20 protein-coding genes are annotated in these 19,989 nt (G+C 60.4%); 9 read left to right on the plus strand and 11 right to left on the minus strand.

The window, feature by feature from the left end:
• Positions 1-59: 59 nt before the first annotated feature.
• The 3 genes from ROSMUCSMR3_RS20475 to ROSMUCSMR3_RS20485 are packed head-to-tail and all read right to left on the minus strand — an operon-like array spanning position 60 to position 3,443.
• Positions 60-476 carry an ion channel gene (locus ROSMUCSMR3_RS20475; RefSeq protein ID WP_037275452.1) on the minus strand — a complete coding sequence of 139 codons (417 nt, stop codon included), beginning with the start codon at positions 474-476 and terminating at the stop codon, positions 60-62.
• Positions 477-487: 11 nt separating this feature from the next.
• Complete coding sequence (gene cueR, locus ROSMUCSMR3_RS20480) at positions 488-910, minus strand: Cu(I)-responsive transcriptional regulator (protein WP_009820195.1); 423 nt, start codon at positions 908-910, stop codon at positions 488-490.
• Positions 911-923: 13 nt separating this feature from the next.
• Positions 924-3,443 (minus strand): heavy metal translocating P-type ATPase, encoded by a 2,520-nt coding sequence (locus tag ROSMUCSMR3_RS20485; RefSeq protein WP_037275450.1) that lies wholly within the window; start codon positions 3,441-3,443, stop codon positions 924-926.
• 161 nt (positions 3,444-3,604) lie between these two features.
• Between ROSMUCSMR3_RS20485 and ROSMUCSMR3_RS20490 the strand changes: the two genes are divergently transcribed.
• Positions 3,605-3,787 (plus strand): heavy-metal-associated domain-containing protein, encoded by a 183-nt coding sequence (locus ROSMUCSMR3_RS20490; RefSeq protein ID WP_420541237.1) that lies wholly within the window; start codon positions 3,605-3,607, stop codon positions 3,785-3,787.
• Positions 3,788-3,988: 201 nt separating this feature from the next.
• On the opposite strand, the gene ROSMUCSMR3_RS20495 is transcribed toward ROSMUCSMR3_RS20490, so the two are convergent.
• From ROSMUCSMR3_RS20495 to ROSMUCSMR3_RS20525, 7 genes are all read right to left on the minus strand, one after another.
• A complete protein-coding gene (locus ROSMUCSMR3_RS20495) occupies positions 3,989-4,483 on the minus strand; it encodes a c-type cytochrome (protein WP_081508717.1) in 495 nt (164 codons plus the stop codon).
• Entirely contained in the window at positions 4,465-5,853 is a 1,389-nt protein-coding gene (locus ROSMUCSMR3_RS20500; RefSeq protein WP_037275448.1) for a multicopper oxidase family protein, read from the minus strand. Before ROSMUCSMR3_RS20500 ends, ROSMUCSMR3_RS20495 begins: the two co-directional genes overlap by 19 nt.
• Positions 5,854-6,201: 348 nt before the next feature.
• Complete coding sequence (locus ROSMUCSMR3_RS20505) at positions 6,202-6,660, minus strand: c-type cytochrome (protein WP_037275446.1); 459 nt, start codon at positions 6,658-6,660, stop codon at positions 6,202-6,204.
• A 31-nt stretch (positions 6,661-6,691) separates the two neighbouring features.
• Positions 6,692-7,270 carry a L,D-transpeptidase gene (locus tag ROSMUCSMR3_RS20510; RefSeq protein WP_037275444.1) on the minus strand — a complete coding sequence of 193 codons (579 nt, stop codon included), beginning with the start codon at positions 7,268-7,270 and terminating at the stop codon, positions 6,692-6,694.
• A gap of 451 nt (positions 7,271-7,721) precedes the next feature.
• A complete protein-coding gene (locus ROSMUCSMR3_RS20515; RefSeq protein WP_075571760.1) occupies positions 7,722-8,042 on the minus strand; it encodes an SHOCT domain-containing protein in 321 nt (106 codons plus the stop codon).
• Positions 8,039-9,448, minus strand: coding sequence for an ATP-binding protein (locus tag ROSMUCSMR3_RS20520; RefSeq protein ID WP_037275442.1), 1,410 nt, complete (start codon positions 9,446-9,448; stop codon positions 8,039-8,041). The genes ROSMUCSMR3_RS20515 and ROSMUCSMR3_RS20520 overlap by 4 nt, the downstream gene beginning before the upstream one ends.
• Positions 9,448-10,170: a response regulator gene (locus ROSMUCSMR3_RS20525; RefSeq protein ID WP_037275440.1), complete on the minus strand. Its 723-nt coding sequence runs from the start codon at positions 10,168-10,170 to the stop codon at positions 9,448-9,450. Before ROSMUCSMR3_RS20525 ends, ROSMUCSMR3_RS20520 begins: the two co-directional genes overlap by 1 nt.
• Positions 10,171-10,341: 171 nt before the next feature.
• On the opposite strand from ROSMUCSMR3_RS20525, the gene ROSMUCSMR3_RS20530 reads away from it, so the two are divergent.
• From ROSMUCSMR3_RS20530 to ROSMUCSMR3_RS20550, 5 genes are all read left to right on the plus strand, one after another.
• The gene (locus ROSMUCSMR3_RS20530; protein WP_233145758.1) at positions 10,342-10,926 is read left to right on the plus strand and encodes an EF-hand domain-containing protein; all 585 of its coding nucleotides are present in this window, start codon (positions 10,342-10,344) and stop codon (positions 10,924-10,926) included.
• 145 nt (positions 10,927-11,071) lie between these two features.
• On the plus strand, positions 11,072-11,458 hold the full coding sequence (locus ROSMUCSMR3_RS20535) for a DUF302 domain-containing protein (protein ID WP_037275483.1): 387 nt from the start codon (positions 11,072-11,074) through the stop codon (positions 11,456-11,458).
• A 38-nt stretch (positions 11,459-11,496) separates the two neighbouring features.
• The gene (locus ROSMUCSMR3_RS20540) at positions 11,497-12,183 is read left to right on the plus strand and encodes a TVP38/TMEM64 family protein (protein WP_099911740.1); all 687 of its coding nucleotides are present in this window, start codon (positions 11,497-11,499) and stop codon (positions 12,181-12,183) included.
• Positions 12,184-12,279: 96 nt separating this feature from the next.
• A complete protein-coding gene (lgt, locus tag ROSMUCSMR3_RS20545) occupies positions 12,280-13,203 on the plus strand; it encodes a prolipoprotein diacylglyceryl transferase (protein WP_037275436.1) in 924 nt (307 codons plus the stop codon).
• A 31-nt stretch (positions 13,204-13,234) separates the two neighbouring features.
• Entirely contained in the window at positions 13,235-13,798 is a 564-nt protein-coding gene (locus tag ROSMUCSMR3_RS20550) for an RNA polymerase sigma factor (RefSeq protein ID WP_037275434.1), read from the plus strand.
• 46 nt (positions 13,799-13,844) lie between these two features.
• On the opposite strand, the gene ROSMUCSMR3_RS20555 is transcribed toward ROSMUCSMR3_RS20550, so the two are convergent.
• Positions 13,845-14,570 (minus strand): DUF6629 family protein, encoded by a 726-nt coding sequence (locus ROSMUCSMR3_RS20555; protein ID WP_237183598.1) that lies wholly within the window; start codon positions 14,568-14,570, stop codon positions 13,845-13,847.
• 319 nt (positions 14,571-14,889) lie between these two features.
• Here ROSMUCSMR3_RS20555 and ROSMUCSMR3_RS20560 point away from each other — a divergent pair, with 319 nt between their 5' ends.
• The 3 genes from ROSMUCSMR3_RS20560 to ROSMUCSMR3_RS20570 are packed head-to-tail and all read left to right on the plus strand — an operon-like array spanning position 14,890 to position 19,974.
• On the plus strand, positions 14,890-17,256 hold the full coding sequence (locus tag ROSMUCSMR3_RS20560; protein ID WP_008282905.1) for a heavy metal translocating P-type ATPase: 2,367 nt from the start codon (positions 14,890-14,892) through the stop codon (positions 17,254-17,256).
• A 16-nt stretch (positions 17,257-17,272) separates the two neighbouring features.
• Positions 17,273-18,721 carry a YfcC family protein gene (locus ROSMUCSMR3_RS20565; RefSeq protein WP_037275431.1) on the plus strand — a complete coding sequence of 483 codons (1,449 nt, stop codon included), beginning with the start codon at positions 17,273-17,275 and terminating at the stop codon, positions 18,719-18,721.
• Between the two features lie 23 nt (positions 18,722-18,744).
• Positions 18,745-19,974, plus strand: a complete 1,230-nt coding sequence (locus ROSMUCSMR3_RS20570; protein WP_008282903.1) for an arginine deiminase — start codon at positions 18,745-18,747, stop codon at positions 19,972-19,974.
• The last annotated feature ends 15 nt before the right edge of the window (positions 19,975-19,989 follow it).

Genomic DNA, 19,989 nt, shown 5'->3' on the forward strand with positions numbered 1-19,989 from the left:
CAACAACCTTCCAGCGATGGAGGGTTCCAACTCTTTTGGGATGAGGTTTTGTGGCGCTCCTAATCCATCTTTCTCGTGACCACGAGGAAGATTGTAGAGGCCGAGCAGCTGATGAGGAGAAAGCCATTCAGGGCCTCGATGCCGGCAAGAAAGCGCAAATGACCCGTGGGATAAATATCGCCAAGCCCCAGAGAGGAGTAATTGACGATGGAAAAGTAGAAAACATCCATGAATGAATCGACGTTGTCTTGAGCGAAACCGCCAATACCTAAGAACTCGCCGAAACTGAAACCCAGTGCGTAAAGCCCGGCTTCACCTATGTGGGCGGTCGCGAGTGTATAGAGGGCAAATAAGAGGCGGCTTAATTGTGTGAATGGAGTGCGTTTGGTGGCCGTCATGACGAAACTCATCGCACGGACATGCACAAGTCCGCTCAAACCGAAGAGCACAATCGCAAAGAGGATCGCCCAAGCCAAACGCTCGCACCCTACAACGCAGTATTCTTGAGTTGCTCTTCGCCGCGGTGTTTCGTTGCCAAATCGGCGAGGATTGGGCAATCCGGGCGGTGATCCCCGGCACAGGCGTCCACTAGATGTGCTAGCGTCGCGCGCATTTCCTTCAGCTCCGCAATCTTGTCGTCGATCCGTTCAAGATGCTGCTCGGCGATATCCTTGACTTCGGCGCTGGCGCGTTTTTCGTCCTCGTACAGAGCAATAAGGTTGCGGCAGTCTTCAATGCTGAAGCCGAGCGCCCGGGAACGGCCGAGAAACGCGAGCTTGTGCGCATCGCTTTCACGGAATGTGCGATAGCCGTTCGTGCTGCGAAGAGGCTTCACAAGCCCGACATCCTCGTAGTATCGGATCGTCTTGGCTGGGAGGCCAGAAAGGGCGGCGACATCTCCAATATTCATGATCAGGTTCTCCTTATTCAGCGGCGACAGGGTTAGGGGATAGTAAAGTGGCCTCTTCACCACCGCGCGCTCTGGCTTCTTCCATGATGGGACGGACCCTGCGTAGCCGAAGGGCGTTGGTCAGCACGAAGACCGAACTCAGTGCCATGGCTCCGGCAGCCAGGACTGGCGAGAGCAACAAGCCGAACGTGGGGTAGAGCACACCCGCAGCCACCGGGATCAGCGCGACGTTGTAGCCGAACGCCCAGAACAGGTTCTGACGGATGTTGCGCATCGTGCGGCCTGATACTTCAAAGGCGTTGACCACGCCGCGTAGATCGCCCGACATCAGCACCACATCGGCGGATTCGATGGCCACATCGGTTCCCGTGCCGATGGCGATACCGACATCCGCATGTGCCAGCGCGGGGGCGTCGTTAATGCCGTCGCCGACGAAGGCGATCCGTCGGCCCCCTTGGCGAAGCTCGTTTAGTGCGGCCACCTTGCCATCGGGCAGAACGCCGGCGATCACGTGGTCGATGCCGGTTTCGCGTGCGATGGCATCGGCTGTCTCGCGCTTGTCGCCGGTGATCATAGCGACCTCCAGCCCAAGGCGGTGCAGCGCGCCAATGGCGGCCGCGCTGGCGGGTTTGACCGGATCGGACACGCCGAGGACCGCTGCAACCCTGCCATCCACCGCGGCAAACAATGCCGTGCGGCCCAGCACGGCCAAGCGGCCCTCCGCCTCGACCAGCGACCCGATGCTCAGTCCTTCGCGGACCATCAGGCGATCTGCACCGACAAGCACCTCGTGGCCGGCAACCTTGGCCCGAACGCCGTAGCCCGTGATGGATTCGAAGCTCTCGACGTCGTGACGTGCCGCGTTCTCGGCCTGGGCCGCGCGCACGATGGCTTCGGCGATGGGATGCTCGGACTGCGTCTCGACCGCCGCCACCAGTGCCAGGATGTCGGCCCGGTCGACCCCGTCGGCCAGGACCATATCGGTCAGTTCGGGGCGCCCTTGGGTGACGGTGCCGGTTTTGTCGAGCGCGATAACATTCACCGACGTCAGTCGTTGCAGCGCGTCGCCCTTGCGGAAAAGCACACCCATCTCGGCTGCGCGCCCAGTACCGACCATGATCGAGGTCGGCGTGGCCAGTCCCATGGCGCAGGGGCAGGCTATGATGAGAACCGAGACCCCGGCCACAAGCGCGTAGGACAGGGAGGGCGAGGGGCCGACCAGCAGCCAGACCAGAACGGTCAACGCGGCCAGTGCCATGACCGCCGGCACGAACCACAGCGTGATCCGGTCCACCAGGCCCTGGATCGGCAACTTGGCGCCTTGCGCCTGCTCCACCATGCGAATGATTTGCGCGAGCGTCGTGTCGGCGCCGACACGTGTGGCGCGGAACTGGAAGCTGCCGGTGCCGTTGACGGTGCCGCCGGTGACCGGATCGCCCTCGGACTTGGAGACGGGAACCGGCTCTCCGGTGATCATGCTCTCGTCGACATGGGCGCTGCCTTGCGTGACGTCCCCATCCACCGCAATGCGTTCGCCGGGACGCACAACGAGGATGTCGCCGGTGCCGATCCGTTCGATGGCGACGTCCTGCGGCTCCCCGTCCACTAGAACTCGCGCAGTGCGGGCCTGAAGGCCAAGAAGCTTCTGGATCGCGGCACCGGTGCGGCCCTTGGCGCGCGCCTCCATCCAGCGGCCCAGAAGGATCAGCACGACGATGACTGCCGCTGCCTCGAAGTAAACGGCACGGGACGCCACGGGCAGCAGCGCAGGCGCAAAGAGCGCGGTAAGAGAATAGAGATAGGCTGCGCCGGTGCCAACGGCGACGAGGCTGTTCATGTCGGGCGCGCCCTTCAGAAGCGCGGGGAAGCCCTTGGCGTAAAAGTGGCGTCCGGGCCAGAACAGCACAACTGTCGTCAGTGCGAACTGGATCATCCAACTTGTCTGGTGACCGATGGTGCGGCCGATCATCTCGTGCATCCCCGGCACTAGGTGTGCACCCATCTCGAGCAGGAAAACCGGCAGCGCCAATGTCGCAGCGAAGGCGGTCTTACGGGCCAGATCGCGCGCTTCGCCTGCCTTGCGGGCGCTGTGCTCCTCGGGCAAGACACTGTCCGCCGGTTCAGCAGGGTAGCCGGCGTCTGTGGCAGCTTTCATTAGATCGGAGATCTTCATCGCGCCCTCGACATAAGTCACGGTTGCGGTCTCGGAGGCGAGATTGACGTTGACCTCCAGAACGCCAGGCACTGCCGCCAGCGCCTTATCGACACGGCCGACGCAGGACGCGCAGGACATGGACGAGACGTTCAGGCGAATAGTCTGCGTCCGGACGGGATAGCCGGCCCGATCCAGCGCGTCGATCAGCTCCGGTATCCGGGTTTCCGAGTCGATTCGGACCTGCGCAGTTTCGGCCGCAAGGTTCACATTGACTTCTTCGACCCCGGGCAGCGCCGAGAGCGCGCGCTCGACCCGACCGACACATGATGCGCAGGACATGTTCTGGACAGAGACCCGCAGGTCTTGTGTGACTGGCATGAGCGTCTCCTTCGTCTCTGGGTAAGATATCTAGGGCTTCCACCAACTGGAAGGTCAAGCTTTTCAGAATATATTTTTGCCCTTGACCTTCCTCCGCTGGAAGCGCCCACCTGAAGATAAGAGAGAAGGAGACGTATATGAGCAGCTTCACAGTTCCGGGAATGAGTTGCGGGCATTGCACCGCAACAATTGACAAGGCGATTAGGTCTATTGACCCAACTGCGACCGTTTCGTGCGACTTGAGCACGCATACCGTTTCGGTCGAGAGTTTTCTCAGCGTCAGGGCGGTGTCGGAAGCGATCAAAAACGCAGGATACGATGTGTCGGCGCCAGCCGCGACCTGAATAACCCTTGGGACTGCAATTACTGGTGCAAAACTTGCCGGATCACGTACCCAGCGTCCTGTCGTGCCAAGTCGATTAAGCGCACTCGACCAAATGATTGTCCTTGGATGGGCGGTAACTCGATTGCGTCATACCTTCGCTCGACAACCAGTCCAACTTTTCCTCGACCTCAAGATATTCAGCGCCTTTCTCGGACGCGGTTCAGTTGCCTTCCTGCTGTCGCTGGTCAGCACTTCGTTCGGCTTGAATAGCGCGCTGACGCTCCGGCCACGTTGATTGGATGTAAGCGATGATGTTCCAGATTTCGGCGTCCGACAGCTGGTCGCCGAACCCGGGCATGCCGCTTTCGAACTCGACCCCTTGGAGGGCAAGAGCGGCCTTGCCGCCCAGCTTGGTGTAGTCAAACAGCACGCCATCGGGATGATGCCAGGTATGACCGGTTTCGTCATGCGGCGGTGCAGGCAGGACGCCATCTGGTCCGGCCGACCGCCAATCCGGCTGTCCTTCCAAATCGGCACCATGGCAGGCCGCGCAATATTCTCTGTAAAGATCTTCACCCTGTGCAATGTCGGCGGCTTCCGGCGTGGATTCGGTCAGCACACCGGCCGTGCTCATGAGCCAGGCTGCGGCTCCGCCACCGCCCAGAAAAATCACCGACAGCATCAGGTATCTTCGCATCACGTCACTCGCATCCATGTCATCATGCCGGCGGCCGCGTGGCTGAGCATGTGGCAGTGAAACAGCCAGTCGCCTGGATTATCGGCGACAAAGACAACGGTCCGCGTTTCGCCCCGGAACATCGTTATCGTATCCCGGAGCGGCCCCAATGTGGCATCCTCGCCGATTTCGCGGAAATGCATCCCGTGCAAGTGCATCGCGTGCGGGAAGGACGTGTCGTTGCTAATCTCAAGCTTGACGGTCTGCCCGAGAGCGAGACCGGCAAGCGGTGCATCGGGCATTCCGACGGTGCCGTTTAAGGCCCAGTATTCGTTTTCGTCGACCAGATCGCGGAAGGATTTCCGTTCACCGTTCAAGACCGCCGATTGCATCCGGCCCATCGCACCGCCCTCGATGTTAAGGCGAACGGGAACCGCATTGTCTAGGCCCGGAACATCCATATTCGCATTGCTCGGCAGGGCAGGGGGGTCATCCCGGCGTACGGCGGACGCCCGACCGGTCACGGTAAGGGCAACTTGTGACATACCTTCCCCATTGTCGAGGCGCACCAGATGGGCCGTTTCACCGGAGTCGGCAGTCACGTCGACGATCAGATCGGCGCGCTGGCCGGGGCCGAGAATGAGGGGTTCGCCGAGCCTCTGGGGTTGCGCCAGTGGCATCCCGTCCAACGCGATGGTCCAGCCTTCCATTCCGGCGATATCAACGACGAAGATCCGCGCGTTGGCCGCATTGATCAGACGCAGTCGAAGCCGTTCATTCTGACGCACATCGATCGCAAGACCGTACTGTCCGTTCGTCGCAACGAAATTTCCCATGCGGCCTGCGTGGCTGCGGGAATGCGCAGAGGTGAAGTCGGGATTGATCTGTGCGGTTTCGGGATCGAGAAGCCAATCGTCCAGGATCAGAACCTCCTCGCGATCCACTTCCGGAGCTTCCGCTTCCTCAACAATCAGCGCGCCGTAAAGCCCTCGGGCGACCTGTTCGAAGGACCTCGCATGGGCGTGATACCAATAGGTTCCGGCATCAGGTACAACGAAGTCGTAATCGAAACTCTCGCCCGGTTCGACGGCGGCTTGGGTCAGCCCGGCGACGCCGTCCATCGCGTTGTCGATCCGGATTCCGTGCCAGTGGACCGAGCTTGCCTGTGGCAGCGCGTTCAGTAACTTTCGCTGAACGCGGGCACCCTGCGCGATCCGCAACTCCGGGCCGGGCATCATGCCGTCATAGCCCCATATTTCCGTCTTTGGATAAGGCGGCGGCGCGAGCTGGACCGCGCTCACTTGAGCTTTGAATTCGTCAAATTGAGGCGTCAATGCGCGCCCCGCTCTGGGCAATGGAAGGACAGCGGCCGCCGAAGCGCTACGCAAAAGGAAATCCCGACGTATCATGTTCTCTCCTAGCCTTAAATAGTATGGAGCTCTGGCGCGCCCCGTCGCTTTGATCGTAGTTCGGCTGCGACACCCGTAAGGTGATTTTCTCTTCTGCTTTCAGCAACCTGATAGCCAGAAGATTGACCGACATCGCAGGCAAGTCGAAAATAGGGAGGAACCGAGTTTCGGTTTACACGACCGCGCCGAATTCCACCGAACACGTTGCCCTGCCGAGTCAAACTGCCGAGCAAATCATAGTTCAGGTCCGCGACGGTCCAGCCGCGCACGGCAAGAAGCTCTGGAAGAGTCGCGGTCGGTGGCGATTGGCCAACTTCCCGGTAAAAAAAAATTTTACCCTTTAATCTGTTAGAAAATGCCATTCGCTTCTTGGAGTTCCCGGACGAATTGCGTGACCATCTTGACATCAGCGTCTGTCAGTCCCTTGACCGGAGGCATATTCCCGAAATTCCAGTGATGCGACCGGACACCGTTTTTCGCCGCCAAGACGAAAGCCATGTCCGAATGATGTGAAGGCTCATAGATCTTGTGCACAAGTGGCGGCGCAACACCATTCTGACCTGCTGCGTTGGCGCCATGGCATTCGGCACATTTCGCCTCGAATGCGCCTTTTCCGATCTGTGCATTCGCTGACAGGTCCGTCGGCACCGAAACCTCCACGATGGGTGCCCCTCGGGCCACGCCGCTTGTGTCCGGTGGCACCATCGAGTGACCGGCCGACTGTTGCCTGGATGGGGCCGCGTTCCAATAAACGGCGAGGCCCCCGATCAAAAAAAGGGCCAGAATGGCCAGAAGCATCTTGTTCATTCTTTACTGTCCCTCGCGAGAACCACTCTGCTCAAATCAGCTTCACCTGCGTTCCCAGAGCCGTTCGTTCAAAGACTTCCTCGATATGTTCGTTGTAGAGGCCAATACATCCGTTCGACGACTTGCGCCCGATCTTCCGAGTATCCTGCGTTCCGTGGATCCGGTAATACTGCCAAGACAGATAGAGCGCACGGGTGCCCAGCGGATTGGCGGGGTCTCCGCCTGGAATAAGTGCTGGCCATTCGGGGTTGCGCTCACGCATCGACGGCGTTGGCGCCCAGCTCGGGTTCTCCCTTTTTTCGACAACCTCGGTATAGCCCCGCTTTGTCAACTCATCGGTCAGGGGAACCGATGTCGGATAGATTCGCATTTCGCCATCGGTGGTCCAATGCTGCAACACTTTCGTGATCGTATCCGAAATGATGATACCTTTGTCCAGGGACTCGAAATGGTCCCGCCACTCGTGCGTGCGGAAAGACGATAAGTTCCGACGCGTCGTTTCCACTCCCTGCGCCCGGAGTAACGACGGCGCAGCCAACGCGATTACGCCGCTCGCCGCAGCCAGTACGAAACGACGTCTATGGATTACAAAGGGTGCCTGCTCTACCATGGCATTCCTGCTACTGATTTCTTGCCTATCAGGTGTGCATAAACCACCTTCCAGCACTGGAGGGTCAAGCGAGCTCGTCTGACATAACAGTGAATTTTGTATCAGTTCGTAGCATCGCAAAAAAGTGCGCGCGAACCCGGCTGTCACCAGATCGTGATCCTCAAATATCTACCTTCGGCTTACTGACATCACGCGATTTGTTGCCGTGCCAAAATGACCTGAATGCGAGGCCTGTAAACACGAACGGCGCGCAATATGCATCCATGGAACATTGCAACCCTCATGGGCAGCACGGTTTGGAACACTGCGGTGTCGAAGCCGAAGGCGAAAACAACCTGTCCGATTTCCCAATCATTCGGCCGTTCCCTTAGTGGACACAGCGTTCCATGGCGGGAAGGTCGATAGTTAATGATTCATAGTTCGGTGGGCATCAAAAGCATCAGCCTTGGCGTCACAATTCGAGTTTCGCCTTGCGGCGCTCGTACTCCTCTTCGTCAATCTCACCTTTGGCATAGCGTTCGCGAAGAATCTCGGCCGCGTCGGATTTGCCGCCTGAGCGGGACCCGGCCGAGAACCCGCGGACGGCCAACACGATCAATGCGATGATCGCCCCCCAGAACAACAGCATCATCAAACCGCCAGCCATGCCGAATCCACCTCCCCACATCATGTGACCGAAACCGTTGCCCCAACTGTCCGCAGGATCGGCGAGCGCGGCTCCGGCGGACAATACTAGGGCTGACGGGGTTACAGCGGATACCATTTTTATCATGAGGTGTTCCTTTCTTGCTGATCAGGTTCTGTTTCGAGTGGTAAAGTGACGGTCACGAGAAGACCGCCTTCGGTGCGGTTCGTCAGCGCTACGTCGCCGCCATGGGCCCGCACAATCGTTCGCGCGATCGACAGGCCAAGACCGGTCCCACCGGTTTCGCGCGAGCGGGATTTTTCGAGCCGGAAAAACGGCTCGAACACTTGCTCGAGTTCGGCTTCGGGAACCCCAGGTCCGTTGTCGGAGACCCGTATCTGGACGTATTCGGCGTCATGTACGAAGGTGACCTCCGCCCCCCCGCCATAGCGCTGCGCGTTCTCGATGATGTTGCGCAGGGCGCGGCGCACCGATTGGGGACGCAAGCGAACGCTTATGCTGTTGGCTGTATCAAGGGTGAAGCCGTCGATCATGTCGGCCTGCAACTGCTTCAGGTAGGTTTTCAGATCCACCGTCTCGTAGACTTCGGAGCTGGCCATGCCCCGTGCAAAGGCAAGCGTTGCATCGACCATCTCCTGCATTTCCTCGATTGAGGCGACAAGACTTTCACGCGTTTCGTCCTCGTCCACCATCTCCGCCCGCACCCGCATGGCGGTCAGCGGAGAGCGCAGATCATGGCCCAATGCCGCAAGAAGTCTTGTCCTGTCCGCGACGAAACGCGTCAGTCTCGCCTGCATCCGATTGAAGGCCTGCGTGAGGCCGCGCACCTCGCTCGGACCGATCAGTGGCAACGGATCGACGGCTTCCCCCTTTCCAAGCCTGTCGGCTGCGCGCGAAACGCGCAGAAGCGGTCCGGTTAGCCGGGTCAGAAGAAACCAGCAGGCCGAGACTAGAATGATCGCCGCCGTGATTCCGAAACTGACGATTGAAGCCCATGGCCACTGCAACGGCGGCCGCTCGAACCTTGTTCCGACATTCAGCCACTGCCCGTCCGCCAGGGCGATCGACAGTTGCATTTCGATCGCGGAAAGCTCGCCCCGCATCATCGCGAGATGCATTTCGGCCATCTCCGGCGCGAGATGTGGCATCGGCGGAATGCCTTGCTCGACCTCGTGCAATTCCACGCGGATTTCTCGATCGTTCGCGCCACCTAGTAGTCCGCGAACGCGCGCCTCTACGGCTCCACCGTCTGCATGGCTTTCATGATCGACAGCGGGAATGTCCGAAAGATCGAAACGTACCAAAGGGGAATTCGCCGCTCTCAGGATCGCCTGCTGCAAGGACTCCGGCGCCTCTTCGAGCAAGAGCGCGACGTTCGCGGCCCGGCCTGCCGCTTCGAAACCCAAGGCGGCGCGCACGGCGAGACCACGCTCGTCGACGAACAGCCACAGGCTGATCGTCTGTGCGACAGCAAGCGCCGCGACGATCAGCAGGACCAACTGCCCACGAAGATTATCGAAGGGGCGCGGCATCAGCTCAACTCGTGGACATCGGCAGCCAGGCAATAGCCGCCGCCGCGCACAGTCGTGACGATGCGCGGCCGCGACGGATCAAGCTCGATCTTCCGGCGCAGTCGGCTGATCTGATTGTCTATGGTCCGGTCAAATACTGACGCTGCGCGGCCTGCCGTCAGATCGAGCAACTGATCGCGGCTGAGGACAAAACGAGGACGTTCCAGCAGGACGGTCAAAAGCTTGAATTCCGCGCTGGTCAGATCGATTTGCTCACCGTCCTCGTTCGAAAGTACCCGACTGTCCGTGTCCAGAATCCAATGGGCAAATGCGATACGTCGGCCCGAAAGTGTACCTGCATAGGGTTCGGCTTTCGTCGAACGGCGCAGGATGGCCTTGATCCGGGCGACCAGTTCACGCGGGTTGAAGGGTTTCGCTAGGTAGTCATCCGCGCCGATTTCAAGGCCAACAATCCGGTCGGTTTCCTCCCCGAGCGCGGTCAACATCAGGATCGGAACGGATCCACTTGCCGAAAGTCGGCGGCACACGGAAAGACCATCTTCCCCCGGCATCATGACATCGAGGACGATGAGGTCGTACTTGCCGTTCGCAAGCTTCGCATCCATGTCGACCGCGTCGCGCGCGGACGTTGCGCGCATCCCGTTCTTTTCCAGGTAGCGCGTCACGGCATCGCGGATTTCGCGGTGGTCATCGACGACAAGAATGTGCGGCGGTTCGCTCATAAGCCTTCCTTTAGATGAATGCCGGGTGCTTTCCCGAAGAGATTTGTCACGAAGTGTAACAGGCCCCGCGTTTGCGACCTGCCGATACAAAACGCCTGCGCTCCCTGCATTCCTTCGCGACAGGCATCTGCCATATGTTCTGTATCGCAACACTGACACGAGGTAACCTAAATGAAACGCAATACTCTACTCGCTGCAATGACCCTCACTGCAACCGTCCTTGGCGGTGCCGCGTTCGCGGAGTCCCACCACGGACACGGCGGAAAATCCGGACCCGGTGCCGCGCAAGGAGGTGCCCCCGGCATGATGGGCATGATGGAGGGCATGGATGGAATGATGGATATGATGCAGCGCATGCATGGCAACATGATGGGCGGCGGCATGATGGGCGTTATGGGCCCGATGGGCGGAGGCATGACGAAGATGCTGGACGCTGATGGCGACGGCAAGGTCACTCCTGAAGAGATGCGCACGCAGCTGCAGGCCAAGCTTGCCGAATATGACGGCGATGGCGACGGCTCCCTCTCGATTGCAGAGTTCGAAACGCTTCACAGCGCGATGATCCGCGAGATGATGGTGGACCGATTCCAGCACCTCGATGCCGACGGTGACGGCGCGGTGACGGCGGAAGAGATGGTGGCGCCTGCCGAAATGATGGAACGGATGCAGATGATGCGGTCGAACATGGCGCAGTCGCAGGGTCAGCCCGGCAATGGCCAGGGCATGGGCGACGGCACCATGATGAACGACAATTGAGAGGTTCGGCGCCAGCTCTGACTGGCGCCGCTTCCCCAAACGTCTGATCCGAAAACATCCGGACGCAACACCAGACCGCGTCCGGACTTGCCAAGTCCAGGCAATGAGCAGCAACCACAGAAAATCCGAAAGGGAGAAAATCGAATTGGCCTATACCTATGATCGTGTCTTGAAAGATGTCGCCTTGGGCGACGCTGAAATGCGCGTCCGCGATGCATTGACAGAAAAGGGCTTTGGCGTACTGACCGAGATCGACGTGAAGGCGACGATGAAAAAGAAGCTGGGTGTGGAGATGGCGCCCTATCGCATCCTTGGTGCCTGCAATCCGGGCATGGCCCACAAGGCCATCGAAATCGAGCCGCGCATCGGCGCGATGCTGCCCTGCAATGTGATTCTGCGCCAGATGGACGGAGGCACCGAAATCAGCGCCATTGACCCTGTGGCCTCTATGCAAGCGGTAGAGAACGCCGAGTTGCACGAAGTCGCCGATCAAGTCCGCGATTTGCTCCGGGCCGCTTTGGACGCGGCCTGAAGTCTCTCTCGATGCCCTTGACCTGACATGAGGCGCAGATGAACCGTAACAATACGCTCACACCAACCGTCAAGACCGCCATCGCGCTGGCATTCGCGGCGGCCTTGCTGGTCCTTGCGTTCGGACCGCTGCCCGACACCCTGACCCGCCTGAACGGCGACAGGATCTCTGCTTGGGTCATGGCTGCAGGTATCTGGGGGCCAATTTTAGTCGTCGGACTGATGACGATAGCGATCGTGGCCACGCCGATCCCAAGTGCACCCATCGCACTGGCTGCAGGCGCGGCCTACGGCCACACCGTCGGAACAGTTTACATCGTTCTCGGTGCCGAATTCGGCGCTCTTGCAGCCTTCGTTCTCGCCCGGTTTTTGGGTCGGGACGTATTGCGGCAATGGTTTGGCGACAAGATCGATGTTGGCTGGCTTGGCTCTCAGAACGCGCTAACATTCACGGTTTTTATCAGTCGGCTGTTACCATTCGTTTCGTTCGATATTGTCAGCTATGCAGCGGGGCTCAGCCGACTGCATTTCTGGCGCTTCGGACTGGCCACGTTAGCCGGAATTATTCCTGCCAGTTTCGTACTCGCGCATTTCGGCAACGAAGCCGTCAGCGGAGACACCTCCCGTGCTGCCTGGGCTGCAATCGGACTGGGCGCTCTGACCCTGACCCCGCTCGTCTTCATCGGCGTCAGGGACTGGCAAAGATGTAGATTACGCCATGACTGATCGTGACGCACACCATCTTCTGAAACGAGCACCATGGATTGAGCGCCAGGGGCATTTCGGTTTTCGGTTCCAAAGCAAAGAACAGGGACTCCCTCAATGTTGACCGCAGCGATACCATTTCCGGACATCGGAACCGATCTGTTCTCGATCGAAATCGGCAGTTTCACATTCGCGCTGCGTTGGTACGCGCTGGCCTATATCGTCGGCATCCTCATCGGATGGCGCATCTGTCTGGCCGCAGTCAATCGCCCGGCACTCTGGCCCCCGGCCGGTCCGCCACTTGATCGCGAGCAGATCGAGAACCTTCTGACATGGATCATACTGGGCGTGATCGTGGGTGGGCGCCTGGGTTTCGTGCTGTTTTATCAGCCCGGCTATTACCTGGCCAACCCGCTGGAAATCCTCAAGGTGTGGCAGGGCGGCATGTCGTTCCACGGCGGTTTTGCGGGTGTAGGGATTGCGGCGCTGATATTCTGTCTTCGTCAGAAAAGATCCCTGCTCAGCACCGCAGACCTGCTTGCGCTGGCAACTCCGCCGGGGCTGTTTCTGGGACGGCTGGCGAATTTCACCAACAACGAGCTTTGGGGGCGGCCTACGGACGTTCCTTGGGCGATAATCTTTCCGGGCGAGGCGGCGCAAGTCTGTGACGGCATCACCGGGCTCTGCGCCCGACACCCTTCGCAGCTATACGAGGCGCTTCTGGAAGGGCTGCTGCTCGGAACACTCCTGCTCTATCTCGCCTGGCGGCGCGGCTGGCTGAAGGCCCCCGGTGCTCTGACCGGGGTTTTCCTTACTGGGTACGGCCTTGCCAGAAGCTTCGTGGAACTGTTCCGGCAGCCGGACATGCAGTTCGTGACCGCCGAGAATCCGATCGGTCACGCGCTTCATTTCGGCGAATGGGGGCTGACGATGGGTCAAGTGCTTTCCGCGCCGATGATCGTGACAGGACTGGCTCTGATTTTTTACTCCTTCAGTCACTTCGGAAGCGCGGCCGACCAGAGGCCAAATACCGTCGTGTGATTAAGTGGAGCCAATAAAAGGAGGAACTCGAATGAACAGCAATGTGGAAGAACAATATAGTGGAACAGCGACCGAGAACGCACTGGTCGAAGGGCGAAAAGCGTTTCTCGGCTTCCTCGCGAAACGGGTCGGCAACCGCGCGGATGCCGAGGATGTTTTCCAAGAGTTCTGCATTCGGGTGCTGACTCGCAAGGATCAGCTTCGCGACGTGGAACGCATGGATGCATGGCTATACGCGATCCTCCGGTCCACCATGAACGATCATTTTCGCAAAGCCACTCGGCGCAGCCGCTTGGCCGTAGCTGTCGCACGAGACCCACATCAGTTGGTTGCCGATGCGCCGGTGCAGATGGCGCGGCTGTGCACTTGTCCGAGCAGGCTGCTTACCGAGCTTCGTACCGTTGATGCCAAATTGATCCGGCGGATCGATTTCGGTGAAGAGGATCGGAAAATCGTGGCCGCCGATATGGGGTTGAACCGCAATGCCCTTGGCGTTCGGCTGCACAGGGCGCGCGCTGCTCTGCGCGAGGCGATCCAATACCATTGTGGAGCCTGCTGCCTGGAGGATCCCGATGATTGCTACTGCCCAGTCTAGCGCCGAAGCGATCCCCTACTGCGACAAGCAAAGCTAGGCGACGGAATCAGGCGAACAATTCAGGGCATTCACGGGCGCATTTGTTGGTCAAAATGATGTACACCAGATGCAGCGTTGCGAGCCCCGCCAGCAGGCAGAAAAACGAAATGTAGGCAAACTGGAGAAAGGCGATATCGATCACGATCACCGCCACCAGCGTCAGGGCGAAATGGCGCATATGTTTGTAATGCGACAGCGCTGGCGGCAGGGTGATAAGGGTCACATAGATCGTATTGGTCAGCCAGCGTGGCATCATGTAATCAAGCCACATTGATTTTTCATAGGCCAGCGACTGGTTGTTGATCTCGACCACGACCATGCTGCTGTTCAGCCCGTGCGGGATGTAAAGCAATAGACCGAAGGCCAGTCCGATCAACGCCATGAGGCGGAACAACCGCTTCCGAGGGCTGTCGTCCGGTTCCAGAACGTAGACCGAGTATGGCACCCAGATCGGCCACATGAACCAGGTGAAAAAAATGAACCCCATAGCTCCCCATAAGACCGTCAGGGGATCGTTTCCGTTCATGCCGACCCAGACAAAACCCTCGGTAAACTGTTGCAGTCCGGCAAAAAGCGGCATCAGGGCAAGCGGAAGATACCGTTTGTTTCGCCGCCACGCCACAATTGAAATGGCCGTGCCGCCGCCAACAAGAAAAACGCTGGCGGCAAAGCTGACTTGCGCGGACAAGCACATGGAATTCTTTCTCCGACATATTTTTTTGGGACGGCCCAAAGTGCAAACCTAAGGCACAAACTGGGCGTTGAAAAGCAACCGGCTCATTACGGGAGTCCTCTCGGCGCCGCTGACCACCCATTGCGATGGGACGGTCGCGGGCGCAGCTCAGTCGCGATTACCTCCCTGAGCACGAGGCCTCTGCGGAGACTTGGCGCGCCCCGTCGGCAAAGTATTCGAATTGCCGAGTTGAGGAATCGCCAGTGGCTTTCATGCAAATCAATGCCTTTCGGATGGAACTGTAAGGTTTGGAGACCGGCAACGTCTATTTACCTAAACGGTCGTTCTCGATCGCAAGGAAAATCGACAGGAGCCAACATTGAAAAAATTGACCCTTGAGGTCCGCGGGCTGTTCGAGGAACTCGATCATCTCGCGGTCGAACGCCATTTGTCAGCTCTCGGCGGCGTGCACAGCGCCGAAGCGAACCCGGCATCGGCAAGCGTGACAGTCCACTACGATGAGACGGCAGTGGGCGAGGAAGAGCTGCGCAACACGGTTGAGGCCTGCGGATTCCACTGCGCCGGGGAGCGGGTTCCGAACCATGTCTGCCACGCCGACCATCAAATGTCTGGCGCGGAGGCCCCGGCTGGCCACGACGCGATGGCGCACGAGATGGGCCACGGCGGTGGTATGGACATGGCCAGCATGGTCCGCGACATGCGCAACCGCTTCTGGGTGGCGCTGCTGTTCACCATCCCGATCTTCACTTATTCGCCGATGGGTGGCCTGTTCACGCCACCCGCGCCGCCCTTCGGGCTGGAACTGGATCTGTGGCTGTTCTTCCTGGGTAGTGCCGCGATTATCTGGCCAAGCTGGCCGTTCTTCGTCGCCGCCTGGCGCGCCCTGCGCAACGGCATCCTGAACATGGCGGTCCTGGTCGTGCTGTCGGTTGGCACCGGTTATGTGTTCAGCGTCGGGTCTACCTTCTTCTTTCCGGGCGTGCAATTCTACGAGGCGGTGGCGGTGCTGCTGGTGTTCATCCTGTTGGGTCACTGGCTGGAGATGCGCGCGCGGGCCGGGGCGTCCGCTGCAATCCGCGCACTGCTCGATCTTGCACCGCCGATGGCGACCGTTATCCGCGATGGGCAAGACGTTGAGGTGCCTACCTCCGAAGTACTTGAGGGCGAGATCGTGCTGATCCGGCCCGGCAACAAGATCCCGGTGGATGGCGAGGTTGTCGAAGGCGCGTCGCTGGTCGACGAATCCATGCTGACAGGCGAATCCATGCCGGTCAACAAGGCCGTCGGCGACACCGTGATCGGCGCCACCATCAACAAGAGCGGCAGTTTCCGGTACCGCGCCACCAAGGTCGGGGCCGACACCGCGCTGGCGCAGATCGTCAAGCTGGTGCAGGAGGCGCAGAACTCCAAGGCACCCGCCCAGCTTCTGGCCGACAAAGCCTCACAATGGCTGGTGCTGATCGCCGTCGTGATCGGACTTGCAACCTTCGCGGTCTGGTTCTGGTGGATCGGCTCTCCGCTTTTGTTCGCGCTGACGCTGACGATCACCGTCTTCGTCATCGCCTGCCCGGACGCGCTTGGGCTTGCTACGCCGATGGCGGTGATGGTGGGCACAGGGTTAGGGGCGCAGCACGGTATCCTGTTCAAGAATGCCGGTGCGCTGGAAGACGCGACCAAGCTTGACGTGATCGTCTTCGACAAGACCGGCACGTTGACCATGGGCGAACCGCGCGTGGTCGAGGTCGTTGCCGCCGAAGGCGGCGCGGAGGATGACGCGCTGCGGGCTGCGGCGGCCGTCGATCGCGGCTCGGACCACCCGCTGGCGCTCGCCATTGTCGAACGCGCGGCGGACCTCGACGTCCCGCAGATGGCCGAGTTTCTCAACCTCGAAGGCCGCGGCGCGCGCGCCGAAGTCGCAGGCAAGACCGTGCTGGTCGGCAATCGGCGCCTGATGGACGAGGAGGGTATCGACGTCGGCACCCTGACGGCGGAGGCCGAGCGCCTGAAGGGCGAGGGCCGCACGGTTGTGCATGTGGCGCAGGGCGGACGGATGCTGGGCCTGATCGCCATCGCTGATGCGCCGCGTCCGAGCGCCAAGGCCACCGTGGCCAAGCTGCGCGCACGCGGCGTCGAGGTGGCGATGCTGACCGGCGACAACGAAGGTACCGCAAGGCGGATCGCGGGCGAGCTGGGCATCGACATTGTGCTGGCAGATGTTCTTCCGGGCCAAAAGGCCGAGAAGGTCAAAGAGCTTCAGGCCCAGGGTAAGAAGGTCGGCATGGTCGGTGACGGTGTCAACGACGCACCCGCGTTGACCCAGGCCGATGTCGGATTTGCCATCGGTGCGGGCACCGACGTGGCGATGGAAAGCGCCGATGTCGTGCTGATGAAAAGCGATCCCTACGATGTCGTGGGGGCCATCGAGTTGTCGCGCGCCACCTTGCGCAAGATGCACCAGAACCTGTTCTGGGCCGTGGCTTACAACGTGGTCGCCTTTCCGATGGCGGCAGGGGTGTTTTATCCGTTGATCATCAGCCCCGCCGTGGCAGCACTTGCCATGTCGGGCAGCTCCGCGCTGGTGGCGGTCAACGCGCTGCTGCTGAAACGAACGCGGCTGGAAGGTATTGGTGCGGGCAAGAGTGGGTCCGCCAGCGGCGGCGGTCAGGGCGATGCGCAGGCAGGCCAGGTGCCGCTTCACGCCGGACACTCGCAGAAATCACATTGAATAAGGGGGACTTGAGATGTCTGACACATCATCGACCAAGACACCGGACGGGAAGGGCATGGCGGCGCGGTTTCCCACCGCGTATTCCATCCTGTTCGGCCTGATCATCGTTGTCGCGGCGCTGACCTGGATTATCCCTGCGGGCCAATATGACCGCGCCATGAACGAAGAGGTCGGGCGCGAGATCGCCGTGCCGGGTACGTATCAAACGGTCGAGCCCAATCCACAGGGGGTCATCGACGTCATGCTGGCACCGGTGGCGGGGTTTTATGATCCCGACAGCTATGCCGCAAATGCCATCGACGTGGCGCTGTTCGTACTGCTTTTGGGCGGCTTTCTGGGCGTGGTGAATGCCACGAATGCCATCGACACCGGCATCCAGACGGCGATGGTGCGGCTGAAGGGGCGCGAGATCTGGATGATCCCGATCCTGATGTCGCTCTTTGCCCTGGGCGGCACGACCTATGGCATGGCCGAGGAAACGCTGGCCTTTTACGCGCTTCTGATCCCGGTGGTGATCGCGGCGGGCTACGATTCCGTGACCGGCGTGGCGATCATCCTGATCGGTGCCGGGATCGGCACGCTGGGATCGACAATCAACCCCTTCGCCACGGTGATCGCGTCTAACGCGGCAGGCATCCCGTTCACGGATGGTATTGCGCTGCGGCTGGTCCTTCTGTTGGGCGGCCTCGCGATCTGCGTGGCCTACGTCATGCGCTATGCCTCGAAGGTTAAGGCCGACCCGGCCCGGTCCGTCGTCGCTGCGCAACGCGACAGCGACCGGCAGTTTTTTCTGAACGAGACGGATGCAACGTTCGAGGAGCCGAAGCTGAGCGGAACTCAGAAGCTGGTCCTGATCCTGTTTTTTACGACCTTTGCGGTAATGATTTGGGGTGTCTCGAGCCAGGGATGGTGGATGGCTCGGATGGGCGCGCTGTTCTTCGGCATGGCCATCGTCGTCGGGCTGGTCGCCCGCATGGGGGAGAAGAAGCTAACGTCGTCCTTTGTCGACGGAGCGAAGGATCTTCTGGGAGTTGCGCTGGTGATCGGTCTGGCGCGCGGCATCGTGGTGATCATGGAGCAGGGCCTGATTGCCGACACGATCCTGAATAGTGCCGCCGATACCCTCGGCGGCCTGCCGGAAGTCGCGTTCATCAACCTGATGCTTTGGATCGAGATCGGGATGAGCTTTCTCGTGCCGTCGTCGTCCGGCCTGGCCGTCCTGTCGATGCCGATCCTTGCCCCGTTGGGGGATTTCGCGGGGGTCGGCCGTGACCTCGTGGTGACGGCCTATCAATCGGCGAGCGGGCTCGTGAATCTGATCACGCCCACCTCTGCGGTTGTGATCGGCGGTCTGGCCATCGGGCGCGTGTCGTTCGACCGCTGGGTCGTCTTCGTCTGGCCCCTGCTGCTGATCCTCGTCGTCTTCATCTCGGCCGGGATCAGCCTGGCCGCCATTCTCTGATTAGAAAGAAGGAGGCATTCCAGATGTCTGAACCAAAATTGGGCGTTCATTCCGAAGCCGGTACATTGCGGCAGGTGATCGTATCGCCACCCGGCCTGGCGCATCGCCGTCTGACACCGGACAACCGCGAAAACCTGCTGTTCGACGATGTGTTCTGGGTCAAACAGGCGATCAAGGATCACGCCGTCTTTGCCGATGTCATGCGCGGCGAAGGGGTCGAGGTGTTGGATGCGATGGCGCTGCTGGGCGAGACGCTGGACATTTCCGACGCGCGCGCCTGGGTTCTCGACCACCGCATCACCCGCAATGACGTCGGCGTGGGGATGCGGGACGACTTGCGTGCCTGGATGGAGGGTCTGCCCGGCACGGAACTGGCCCGTTTGCTGGTCGGCGGCATCCGGGTGGACGATCTGCCTTTCACGCCCTCCGGCATGTTCGGCAGCTACCTTGGCCCCCACGGTTTCGTGCTGCCGCCGCTGCCAAATTTCATCTTTACCCGCGACAATTCAGCCTGGGTTTATGGCGGCGTGAGCCTGAACCCGATGCATTTCGCGGCACGGCGGCCCGAAACGCTGCTGATGGCAGCAGTCTACCGGTTTTATCCGACATTCGCGGATCGAGTGCGGGTCTGGTTCGGCGATCCGACGCGGGAATTCGGGACGGCCACGCTGGAAGGCGGCGACATCATGCCAATCGGGCACGGTGTCGTCATGGTCGGCATGGGCGAACGATCGACCCCGCAGGCGGTGGGCCAACTGGCCGAGGCGCTGTTCGAGGGTGGCGACGTGACGCGGGTGATCGCCTGCCAGATGCCCAGTTCGCGCGCGGCGATGCATCTGGACACCGTTTTCACCCATTGCGGGGGCGATGTGGTGACCACTTTCAAGGAGGTGGCGGATGCGATCACCTGCTATGACCTGCGCCCCGGTCAGGGCAAGGCCGCGCTCGATATCCGCCGGGATGCGCGCCACATATTCGAGATCACCGCTGAAATTCTGGGCCACAAGAAACTGCATCTAGTGCCCACCGGCGGGGCCGACGCCGCGGAGCAATCGCGCGAACAGTGGAATGATGGCAACAACGTGCTGGCGCTGCGCCCCGGCGTCGTCATCGGCTATGACCGCAACGACGACACCAACGCCGCACTGAAGGAGGCCGGGATCGAGGTGCTGGCCATCCCCGGTGCCGAACTCGGCCGGGGCAGGGGCGGCAGCCACTGCATGAGTTGCCCGACGATCCGCGACGCAATCTGAACCACCGACGATAAG

Origin of the sequence: Roseovarius mucosus, assembly GCF_002080415.1 — a bacterium.
Lineage (GTDB): Bacteria > Pseudomonadota > Alphaproteobacteria > Rhodobacterales > Rhodobacteraceae > Roseovarius > Roseovarius mucosus_A.